10 protein-coding genes are annotated in these 10287 nt (G+C 52.9%); 4 read left to right on the top strand and 6 right to left on the bottom strand.

Annotation, left to right across the window (positions count from 1 at the left end):
• Positions 1 to 268, top strand: a 268-nt coding sequence (locus tag BUE18_RS25110) for a transposase domain-containing protein (protein ID WP_139264924.1), incomplete at its 5' end; no start/stop codon positions are given.
• Positions 186 to 785, top strand: coding sequence for a cold shock domain-containing protein (locus tag BUE18_RS27380; protein ID WP_083611283.1), 600 nt, complete (start codon positions 186 to 188; stop codon positions 783 to 785). The genes BUE18_RS25110 and BUE18_RS27380, both read left to right, overlap by 83 nt.
• Positions 786 to 951: 166 nt before the next feature.
• Here BUE18_RS27380 and BUE18_RS25100 read toward each other — a convergent pair whose 3' ends face one another.
• The 5 genes from BUE18_RS25100 to BUE18_RS25080 all read right to left on the bottom strand — a co-directional run bounded on the left by BUE18_RS25100 (position 952) and on the right by BUE18_RS25080 (position 5045).
• Complete coding sequence (locus BUE18_RS25100) at positions 952 to 1689, bottom strand: GntR family transcriptional regulator (RefSeq protein WP_073478892.1); 738 nt, start codon at positions 1687 to 1689, stop codon at positions 952 to 954.
• 500 nt (positions 1690 to 2189) lie between these two features.
• A complete protein-coding gene (locus BUE18_RS25095) occupies positions 2190 to 2543 on the bottom strand; it encodes a flagellar basal body rod C-terminal domain-containing protein (RefSeq protein ID WP_073478891.1) in 354 nt (117 codons plus the stop codon).
• A gap of 164 nt (positions 2544 to 2707) precedes the next feature.
• Entirely contained in the window at positions 2708 to 3328 is a 621-nt protein-coding gene (locus BUE18_RS25090; protein WP_073478895.1) for an MBL fold metallo-hydrolase, read from the bottom strand.
• Between the two features lie 76 nt (positions 3329 to 3404).
• The gene (locus tag BUE18_RS25085) at positions 3405 to 3668 is read right to left on the bottom strand and encodes a hypothetical protein (RefSeq protein WP_073478890.1); all 264 of its coding nucleotides are present in this window, start codon (positions 3666 to 3668) and stop codon (positions 3405 to 3407) included.
• Positions 3669 to 5045, bottom strand: a complete 1377-nt coding sequence (locus tag BUE18_RS25080; RefSeq protein WP_073478889.1) for a TrpB-like pyridoxal phosphate-dependent enzyme — start codon at positions 5043 to 5045, stop codon at positions 3669 to 3671.
• 536 nt (positions 5046 to 5581) lie between these two features.
• On the opposite strand from BUE18_RS25080, the gene BUE18_RS25075 reads away from it, so the two are divergent.
• Both BUE18_RS25075 and BUE18_RS25070 read left to right on the top strand, forming a co-directional pair.
• The gene (locus tag BUE18_RS25075; RefSeq protein WP_073478888.1) at positions 5582 to 7579 is read left to right on the top strand and encodes a tetratricopeptide repeat protein; all 1998 of its coding nucleotides are present in this window, start codon (positions 5582 to 5584) and stop codon (positions 7577 to 7579) included.
• A gap of 23 nt (positions 7580 to 7602) precedes the next feature.
• Positions 7603 to 8013 (top strand): YbjN domain-containing protein, encoded by a 411-nt coding sequence (locus BUE18_RS25070; RefSeq protein WP_073478887.1) that lies wholly within the window; start codon positions 7603 to 7605, stop codon positions 8011 to 8013.
• Here the strand turns inward: BUE18_RS25070 and BUE18_RS25065 are convergent.
• Positions 7984 to 10029, bottom strand: a complete 2046-nt coding sequence (locus tag BUE18_RS25065; RefSeq protein ID WP_083611282.1) for a PAS domain S-box protein — start codon at positions 10027 to 10029, stop codon at positions 7984 to 7986. The two genes, BUE18_RS25070 and BUE18_RS25065, sit on opposite strands and share 30 nt — an antisense overlap.
• Positions 10030 to 10287 lie beyond the last annotated feature (258 nt).

Raw genomic sequence — 10287 nt, 5'->3', positions numbered from 1 at the left:
AGAGGGATATCTGAAGCCGGACAATAATGCGGCGGAAAACGCGATTCGGCCTTTTGTGGTGGGCCGGAAGAACTGGTTATTTGCGGGATCGCCCAGAGGAGCGGAGGCCAGCGCGTTGTTCTTCAGCCTGACCGAGACGGCCAAGGCCAACGGCCTGGAGCCCTTCGCCTACCTGAAGGTTTTATTTGAAAGACTCCCCCTGGCGACTTGCCGGGAAGACTACCAAGCCCTCCTGCCAACCCCGGATTTTAACCTCTCCAACGATTGATTCTTATCCCTGCCGGGTACTTCTTTGGACGCTTACGATTGGAAGGTTTAAGCTACGTACGCCAAAAGAACTTGATCAATATCTTGGTGAACTACTTGAAGCGCTAAAGTCTATTCCTCCATTACCTTATATTGACCACAATAGTATAAAAGCAATTCGTAGCTTAATTTCATCAAAGAGTCCGTACATTGATAAACCAGATTGGAGCCTTCAAGCATTAGGTTTCATTGATAGTCAAAAACGCTTGCTGCCAAAAGCCTACGCTTATGTGCCTGAATTGGAGGAAGTCCAAAAAAACCAACCCAAAGAAATTAGCGGAACAATTGCTGACCTAAAGCCTTCAAGATATGGATTTATAAGAGATACAAATGGTGATGATTATTTCTTTCATAAATCGAAGCTTAAAGCCGGGGTGGTTTGGGAGGCTTTAAGTATAGGGGCAAAAGTTAAGTTTCAGATTAAGGCCGGGCGTAGCAAGGATGAAAAGGACGAAGCTATTAATATCTTTTTAGAATAATTGCAAAATCCAATCTGGCACTGGCGTGTTTGCGTTTTTGGGGACATCCTTACTAAATGACTAACTTTATAAAGTTATGAAATCATTGATCAATATCGAGTTATAATTTTAGATTAACTTAGTTTAATTGTGCTTGAAGGCATAGTCAAGGGCATGCTGGACAAATTCACTTCTTGCTTCTAACCTTTTTCTCAAACGTAACGGAAAGTTTTTGGACGTCGGGGCGTTGGCGCATTCTGGTCACCTGGACCAGATGGTCGTCCTCGTCCGTTAGGATGCGGGTAAGGTAAAAAACAGGCGTTCCTTCGGCGACTTCCAGAAGCTCTGCCGCTTCCCCCACAACAGGCTGGATGTCCATGACATCCTCCACCTTATGGACCATTTTGCCCGTGATTTCCTCCAGAATCTGAAAAATAAAGGCGTTTTCCTCGTGGTGAAAACGGCTGAGCACGTCGTCGGCATACTCGCTGGATATGTAGGTTGTGTTGAGAATATAGGGCGTCTTGCCGATTTTTCTTAAAATACGAAAGCGGGTGATGCTTTCAGGGTCGTCAAAACCTCTGAAGACATACTCGGCCGGGGAGGGAATCACGCTTTCCACGGACAGAAGCTCGCTGTTGAAGTCCTGGGTGTATATGTACTGGCTGACTAGCCCGCGCGCATACCACTGCCTTTCCGCTTCCTTGAAATCCGTGACAATGGTGCCTCTGCCCGGGCTTCTGTCAATAAGCCCCTCCCCTTCCAGGTTGGAAAGCGCCCGCCGGACCGTAACCCGGCTTGTGCCTGTGGACTTGCACAATTCCGTCTCGGTGGGGATGAGCTGCCCGACTTTCCATTTTCCGGAGATGATGTTTTTTTTCAGCTCCGCTTCCAGAATTTTGTACTTGGGTTCTTTGAGTTTCATAATCCTTGGTTTTGCATCTTATAGGCGCTATGTGGAATCTTGCGTTTGCAGTATGCACTATCTGCTTGTTATATCTATTGTCAAACGGCTGAAACTGCAGCTCCGCCGTGAATCTCAAGGACACTGGGTCCCCGTTTCCGGGAACGCGTCATGATGATTGCAAAACAACCGCAATCATCCCGCCGCCTCCCTCCACGGGGATGACGGACGTTTGAGGCCGTTGCAGACCAATAGTCGTGGAAGCTCTCCCTCTTTTTGCCAAAAGGCTGCATGCGCACATAAAATTTCGTACTCCTTAACGGGCCGTCCTCCCCGCAAGGGTCTTTTGTCTTTTGCAGCTTAAAGCGCTTTGGTTCGTTTAAATGCCGCTTTTCATGAACAATACACTAAATATATTTTGTTTTCCACCCCAAGCAGGCAGGCTTATAAAAACAAAAACGGGAAGGCTGAAAGCCTTCCCGTCAGGAATGGACGATAAACATAACTATTTGATATTAAGGTTATTTTATCAGATCAAGTGTGGAGCCGAGCATTTCGTCGAAGGCTTTGACCGAAGCCAGGTTGGCCTCGTAGCCTCTGGCCGCCAGGATTTGGTTGGTCACTTCCTGGGCCAGGTCTACGTTGGATTTTTCCACCAGAACGGAGCCCTCCGAGGTCATTTCGTTCACAATGGGGCCTGGCGTATTCACCCTTTCCGTAACCGTCTCTACCGAGCCGTTGGCCGCTTCCGACATGGTTACCCGGGTTTTTTTATAGCCGTCCGTGTCGATATTCGCGGTATTGTTGGCCGTGGATTGAAACTTCCGGCCGTAGGCGTTAAGAGCGGAAACTGACGCGTTGATTCCTGCAATCATGGTCCACACTCCTGTAAAAAGTTAACGGAAAACGGCCAATCCCCGTGCCAGGATTCGCCTGTGAAGCTAATCGGCAATATTTTGACGCATCTTTAATAAAAAAAGGAGAGGGCGGAAAATTTCCGCGCCCCTCCTGAGTTTTAACGGGAAAGCGTCAAAATAAACTATTGAAAAAATGGGTTATACATTTTTTCGCGCCCTACGGTTGTTTCCGGCCCGTGTCCGGCGCAGACCACGCATTCATCGCCCAGGGGGAAGATTTTGTCCTTAACTGAGGCGATAAGCTGGTTGTAGCTGCCTCCGGGAAGGTCGGTCCTTCCGATGGACCCTGCAAACAGGGTGTCGCCCACAAAGACCACGCCATCTGCGCAAAACGAGACTCCGCCGGGAGAATGGCCGGGTGTGTGCACCACTTTCAGGCTTTCTTCTCCGACGGAAATCACATCGCCCTCTTTCAGAAACTTGTCTGCGGGAGGGGAGTTTTTCATTTGCAGCCCAAAGCTGGAAGCCAGGGAGGAAACCATCTGGAGCATGGGGGCGTCTTCTTCATGAATGTAGATGTCGCAGCCCGTAGCGTCCTTCAGGCCTTTATTGCCCTCCACATGGTCGAAATGGCCATGGGTGTTCAGGATAGCCGTGAGGGTGAGCTTGTGGTTGGCCAGGGTCATGAGGATCTTGTCCGCTTCTCCGCCCGGGTCGATGACCACGGCCTGTTTGGTCTTTTCGCATCCCACGATGAAACAATTGGCTTGCAGGGGGCCGACGGCCAGTTGTCTGATAATCAAAGGAACCTCCTGTGTTTGATGGATAAAATTTTTGAGGCCGGGATCCTTCACGGGATCCCGGCCTGGTTTTTTCCCTTTACTTGGAAACCTTTTCCACCACTTTCAGCAGAGAGGCCATCTTGGATTGGGGGCCGGTTTCCTGCGCGGCGGCCAGCTTTTGGAAGTCCTCGGGGGAGAGAGCGTCCTTCAGGTAGGACGCCACGTCAAATACCTCCCACCAGCAATCCAGGATTTTGAAGCAGACGCCGTTGTTTTCCCCGCATTTCATGCAATAGGGGAAGGCGATGGGGTTGCCCAGCCGCGGGCAGCGTCTAACCATAGGGTTGTTTTCAGCGCTCATTTACCTGCTCTTCAGGTGCTCCGGCTTGGGATAATTCTTGAAAATTTCCATAGCCTCAGTCATTTCAGCGTCTGTCAGTTCAAAGTTGTGCAGTTCGCCCGCAAGGTATTTCTCGTAGGCGCCCAGGTCCAGCGCTCCGTGGCCGCTCCAGTTGAACAGGATGACCTTTTCCTTGCCTTCTTCCTTGGCTTTGTTGGCTTCTTTGATCACCTGAGCAATGGCGTGGGTGGTTTCCGGCGCGGGAATATGTCCCTCGCTCCTAGCAAAGGTAAGACCGGCTTCGTAACAATCAAGTTGATTCACGGATTTGGCGTCCAAAATGCCTTCGTCCACCAACTGGCTGACCGTGGGGGCCATGCCATGATAGCGCAGGCCGCCGGCGTGGATCGGGGCGGGCACAAAGGCGTGTCCCAGGCTGTGCATGGGCAGCAGCGGGGTGTAGCCGGCTACGTCGCCGTGGTCGTAGACGAAGGGGGCTTTGGTCAGCGTGGGGCATGCCGCGGGTTCCACGGGGTAGATTTCCACTTGCTTGCCGTTGATTTTGTCTTGGGCGAAGGGGAAGGCCAGACCGGCGAAGTTGCTGCCGCCGCCGGCGCATCCGATGACGATGTCCGGGTATTCACCCACCTTTTCAAGTTGTTTTTTGGCTTCCAGGCCGATGACGGTCTGATGCAGCATGACGTGGTTGAGCACGCTGCCCAGGGAGTAACGGGTTTCTCCGGTTTCATCGCTGACGGCCGCTTCCACGGCTTCGGAGATGGCGATGCCCAGGGAGCCGGGAGTGTTGGGATCTCTTTCCAGGGCTTCGCGGCCGGCCTTGGTCAGGGTGCTGGGGCTGGCGATGCATTTTCCGCCCCATACGCCCATCATGGACTTACGGTAAGGCTTCTGGTCAAAAGAGATGCGCACCATGTAAACCGTGCATTGCAGGCCGAACTGGGCGCATGCAAAAGAGAGCGCGCTGCCCCACTGGCCGGCGCCGGTTTCGGTGGTGATCTTTTTAATGCCGAATTCCTTGTTGTAGTAAGCCTGGGGAACGGCGGTGTTGGGCTTGTGGCTTCCGGCGGGGCTGACGCCTTCGTTTTTGAAGTAGATGCGGGCCGGGGTTCCCAAAGCCTTTTCCAAACGGGTGGCGCGAACCAGGGGAGACGGACGCCACAGGGTGTAAATGTCCATGACCTCTTGGGGAATGTCGATCCAACGTTCGGAGCTGACTTCCTGCTCAATGAGGTTCATGGGAAAAACCGGCGCCAGTTGATCCGGTGAAACGGGATTTCCGTCCGGTCCCAAGGGCGGGTTCATTTTGATGTCTGCCAGAATGTTGTACCATTGTCTGGGCATTTCGTCTTCGGTCAAAAGGATTTTGTGCGAAGCCATGATAAGTCTCCCCTTTTTTGAGGTTTGGGCCGCTTCAGACCCGTAGTTAGTTGATTCCCTGCCGCGCAGGGCTTGTTATGATGAACAGCGGTTTGGGCGTACTCAGGGACCGGCCGCTTAAACAAAAATACCGCCAAGCCGGTTGGCCCGCGGTATAAAAAAATCGCGGACCCTTGAGGCTGCCCGCGTTTTCCTTTTATGTTTTCGTCTATGGGAAAGTTCGCAAGACGCACCTCACCGGCTGAGTAAGCTGCGCCACCACCAAAAACCGGTATATTTCATTGCGTTTCCCATAATATGAGGGCATTAGCACACCCATTTTCCATGTGTCAAGCCTAAAAAAAACCTTACACAAATATAATCTAACGGGTCTTTTTGCTAAATAAAAAACGGCATGTGACGGGTTTCACTGGAAAATTCCCGATTTTCAAAAGACAAGAAAGGACAGGTATGATATTACAACGAAAATAAAGTGGGGATAATATCTCTTTTCCGTAATTGCCGGGTCTGTTTGTACTTTGTAAAAGGAGAACGTTATGAAAACGCGATTCCTGCTGGCATGGTCTTTTGCCTTGGCTGTAATATTGGCGACCGGGAGCGTTTTTCCCGCCTGGTGTCAACCAAATTTGGAAGACATGGCGATAGTCCGGATTAACGACATCAATGAAATATTTGATATCATAGATGAATGGGCTGCAGAAGCCAATCCCGGCCAAGCCGTCACCATGCCGGCCAGGGCTATGATGGGCGGCACGGATTGGATCGATCCCAACCGGTCGGCCGTCGCCATGGTTTATATGGAAGGCGAGACGCCCATTGTCTATGGGTTCATCCCGTTTTTGAGGCCCAGTCAGAATTTTCAGCAAATGACGCAGGCCCAGGCAGGCTCGGACCACTATCGGATCGTCTATCCTCCCATGGGGCCCATGCCCGGAGAGGTCGCCGCCGCCCTGGAAAAGGAATCCGCAAGAAAGTCAAAAGACTCGGTTTTCGTAAGGGTTCCCGCCAAGATATATGCAGATCAGTTGGAAAAAAACATGGCGATGATGCTCGATCAGGCCGCCATGCAAAGCCAGGGCGCTTTATCCCGGCAGGACATGCAAGAGATGATGCAAGGCTTTCTGAGCCTTCTTAATCAGCTCGAAACCATGGGCATGGGTGTTACGCTGACCCGCTCGAAAGCCGCGTTTTCCATGGAAGGAAAAGCCATTCCCGGAACTCAGCTGGCCAAAGCTCTCGCAGCGCCCCCTGAAGGGGAGGCCCGGCTGGCCAATTACAAGCCCGACGGCCCTATCCAATACCGGTCCCGCCCATATGCGGTGGAGCCTTTCATGGACATGCTCGCCGGGTCCCTGGGGCCTTTTTACAAAAAACTGGGCGTCGATTTTTCCTGCTTTGACTCCATTGCCAGGGAAATGACCGGCGAATACGCCGCGGGAATGTCTCTTGACCTTGACCGCGAAGAATTCATCCTGGAAGGAATCCTGTGCATCAATGATCCGGCCGGCGGAGACGTTTTTATCAGCCGCATGATTCAGTGCTCCGTGGATATTTCAAAAAACAACGCCCAACTTGCAAACGTCCCGGGCGGCGCACTATACGAGCGTACAAAAGACTCCAAGGTCGCGGGCCTGAAGGTGCAAGGCTTGAAAGCCCTGGTTTCCCAACCTGATCCTGCGACCCAGAAGATGCGGACCAACGCCATGGAATTGAGAATGGCCAGCCAAGACGGCTTTGTGTTTTTTGCAAATACGGACGCCAAATTGCAGCGGGTCATCAGCAAGGCCAAATATCTTAAGCCGGGAAAAGCCTCCGGGCATTTTTTCACCATGGATATGGACATTGGCCAGTTTATGGAAATGGCGGCAAAGAGCGACCCCTCGGTTAAACTTCCTTCCGGAGGACTATCCGTCAAAATGCGTGCGACCATGGACATGGGCGACGGCGCCATGCGCATGGAAATGGCGCTGGATCCCAATGAAATCAAAAGCCTGGCAAGCGTATTTCAGGGCATGGCCCCCGGCGGTCCGGGCAGGGCCATGCAGGGAGACGTTGTGATGCAGCCTGACGATGAAATGTTTCAGCCTGATGAGGCGGGAAGCCAGTACGCCGACGCCGGGGAGCCCGCTGAACCGGAAACGGATTACGCCGAGCCGGAACTGACTCCCGAGGAACGGCTTGCCCGGGAAGTGGCCGCTCTGGTGGAAAAAGGCAATCTGTCCGCCATGTACGGCGGGCCCAACGCCGCTTTGAAAGCCTATAAAAAGGCCTTGGAACTGAATCCCGAAAGCCCGGCCGCCCATTTTGCAGCGGCCCTGGCTTACGCCGAATTAAAGGATTATTCCCTCGCCCTGAAGCATACCGGCAAAGCTCTGGAGTTCAGCCCTGACAACCCGGTATATACTTACGGGAAGGCGCGCATCTTGTTGCTCGCCGGGGAAGAGGACGCCGCCATGGAAGCCTTTGTCACGGCGGCCAATTCAGGAAGCGAAGACGCGCAGAACTACCTGGACCATCTTTCGATGGAGCCGTAACACGCAGTTTTTTGGAGGATTATATGACCGGGTCATGGAATTTTATAAGAACCCGGGACCTTTTGGAAGACCTGGGGGTTTCCATTGTCAAGGAAGACATGAGCCGGAGCCTGCTCGTAGCCAGCGACGAGGCGAACGCCATAATCAACATGGTTTTTGATTGCGCAACGGATGTGCTTATTATGGAGCAGATCGTATCGGTGGTTCCGGAAAATAACACGGAGGAGTTTTTCAAAAGAGTCCTGCAGATCAACCGCGATATTCTCTACGGCGCCTTTGCCGTGGACCTAAACGCCAGGGTGCTCCTGTTTCGGGCGACGCACCCGTTTGATCGCCTGACGAAATATATGATCGAATCCTCCTTAAGAGGTTTGGAGCAGGCCATGGGCTTGTTCGGGAGGGAACTAGCCAGGTTCCACAGCGCGGCCGGATGACCCGGCCCCGTCCAGGGCGAACCGGATAACCCGGGCCATCTCCCTGCGCACCACCGGCTTCATGATAAAAGCCGAAATGCCCTGGTCCTTGGCTGATTCTTCGTCAATATTTTCCGAATAACCGGTGCACAACACCACCGGTACGCCCGGCTTGACGGCGTGGGCCTCTTCCGCAAGCAAGGCGCCGGTAAGCCCGGGCATGGTCATGTCCGTTACAATGGCGTCAAAATCCTCCGGCCTCTCTTTAAAGGCCTCCAGGGCTTCCGGAGCGTCGTTGTATGAGGTTACCTGGTAGCCCAGGCGTTCCAGCATCATGTTTACGGTGCGCAGTACCGAAGCCTCGTCATCCACCAGCAAAATTCGTTCGTTGCCGCCCTCATAGCTGTTTCCGTTTAAGGCCGGCGCCGCGGGCAGGGCCAAAGCCAGGGGAAAAACCACGGTGAAGGTAGAGCCTTTTTCCGGCTCGCTTTCCACATGGATCCGTCCTCCGTGGGCTTCCACAATGCCATGCACCACGGCAAGCCCCATGCCGGCTCCTTCTCCAACGTCTCTAGTCGTGAAATAAGGGTCGAATATCTTGTTTTGGGTTTGCACGTCCATCCCAACTCCGGTGTCGGATACGGAAAGGCGAACATATTCTCCAGGCCCCAAGGCGAAAAAGTCGGGATCTTCGCCGGTGCTTTCGTGCCGGGTCACGTTTACGCCCAGAACTCCCCCACGGCCCGCCATGGCGTGGGCGGCATTGGTGCACAGGTTGATCATGACCTGATACAGGTTGGACGGGTCAGCCATGACAGGCGCCTTGTTAATCAGGATTTTCACCTGGATGTCCACGGTGGAAGGGATTGTGGCCCGCAGAAACCTTATGGACTCCTGCACAATCCCTATCAAGTCCACCAGTTGCTTTTTCTTTCCTTCCGGCTTGGCGAATTCCAAAAGCTGCCTGACTACGTCCCGCGCCCTCATGCCGGCGGACTGGATTTCCAGCAGGCTTTCCGCCGCAGGGCTGTCGTGGGGGGTGTCGCTTATGGCCAGTTCGGCGTTTCCTAATATTACGCTGAGTAAGTTGTTAAAATCATGGGCTATCCCTCCGGCAAGCGTGCCGATGGCTTCCAGCTTGTGGCTTTGGGACAAGCGCCGTTGCATGTTTTTTAGCGCCGTCAGATCGTGCAAGGTGACAAAGACCTGGCAGGGAAGCTCGTGATCATGGCCGCACTGGGGAGTGGCGCTGACGCTTAGCCACACCATCTGCTTCTTGCGAGGATTGTATACTCCCAGCACCTGATCGCGTACCGCCCGGCCCGTGCGCAGCGTTTTTATGGAGGGATGGTCCTTGGGCTCCAGGAGGTTCCCTTCTTCATCAAAAACCTTCCACTCCGGATGCTTGGAAGTCCTTCCCAAAAACTCATCGCGCGTCAGGCCAAAAAGCTCCAAAGCCCTGGTGTTGACGTCGGACAGTTCGCCCGTATCTTTTTGGTAAAATACGCCTTGCTCCATATTTTCAAATAAAGTTCGATATTTAAACTCGCTTTCCCGCAGCTCAGCTTCCACCTTCTTGCGGTCGCTTATGTCCGCCACGCTTCCCAAAAAATACTGGGCTTCCCCCTGTCCATTTTTAATGACGCTGGCGTGAAGAAGCCCCCAAGCCTGGGATCCGTCCTTGCGGATAAACTCTTTTTCCATCCGGAAAGAGTCTATTTTCAAGTCTCTTAACAGTTTTTGTTTTTCAATGTTTTCGGGAAGGGACTCGGGCGCGGTGATTTGCTGGAGCGTTTTTCCAATCAGCTCGTCTTCGGAATAGCCTAACATCTCGCAGTAGGCCCTGTTGGCCTCCAGAATGGTGAAGTCCAGCGCCACTCTGGCGATGCCGACGTTGGAGGATTCGTACATGGTGCGAAAGAGATCGTCTCCGCCGTTGTTGCGCCAGGAGCGCAATAGCTCCAACTCTGCTTCCAGCTCAAAAATGCGTTTTTCCAGGTCCCCCCTATTGGGGGCTGGTCTTGTAGTTGCACTCATCTGTCTGCTTTCATTAGCAATTTCTATAGAGATTATTCTCTATTAGACTACACCTTGCTTTGCAGGTCAAGCCCATAGTTTTTACTGCCATAATTATAAGTTTTTCCCCATGAGAAACCTGTCAATAGTTTTAACTGGGCCTGCATCGCCCCCTTCTGTCCATACCTGTGCATAGACCGAACCAGGCCGAAACCCGTGATATGCTTTTAGCCATTCGAGGGGCGCCTCCCTTTTGTTTTGAGCCTTCTTGCCAAAGGA

Source organism: Desulfatibacillum alkenivorans DSM 16219, from assembly GCF_900142135.1.
In the GTDB taxonomy this organism is placed as follows: Bacteria; Desulfobacterota; Desulfobacteria; order Desulfobacterales; family Desulfatibacillaceae; genus Desulfatibacillum; species Desulfatibacillum alkenivorans.
The sequence above is the reverse complement of the archived record's forward strand: the minus strand, read 5'-3'. Positions and strand labels throughout refer to the sequence as shown.

Excerpts from the sequence above, each read along its gene's own strand:
- BUE18_RS25065 (WP_083611282.1), bottom strand. The coding sequence starts at position 10,029 with ATGAGTGCAACTACAAGACCAGCCCCCAATAGGGGGGACCTGGAAAAA.
- BUE18_RS25080 (WP_073478889.1), bottom strand. The coding sequence starts at position 5,045 with ATGGCTTCGCACAAAATCCTTTTGACCGAAGACGAAATGCCCAGACAA.
- BUE18_RS25095 (WP_073478891.1), bottom strand. The coding sequence starts at position 2,543 with ATGATTGCAGGAATCAACGCGTCAGTTTCCGCTCTTAACGCCTACGGC.
- BUE18_RS25075 (WP_073478888.1), top strand. The coding sequence starts at position 5,582 with ATGAAAACGCGATTCCTGCTGGCATGGTCTTTTGCCTTGGCTGTAATA.
- BUE18_RS25070 (WP_073478887.1), top strand. The coding sequence starts at position 7,603 with ATGACCGGGTCATGGAATTTTATAAGAACCCGGGACCTTTTGGAAGAC.
- BUE18_RS25085 (WP_073478890.1), bottom strand. The coding sequence starts at position 3,668 with ATGAGCGCTGAAAACAACCCTATGGTTAGACGCTGCCCGCGGCTGGGC.
- BUE18_RS25100 (WP_073478892.1), bottom strand. The coding sequence starts at position 1,689 with ATGAAACTCAAAGAACCCAAGTACAAAATTCTGGAAGCGGAGCTGAAA.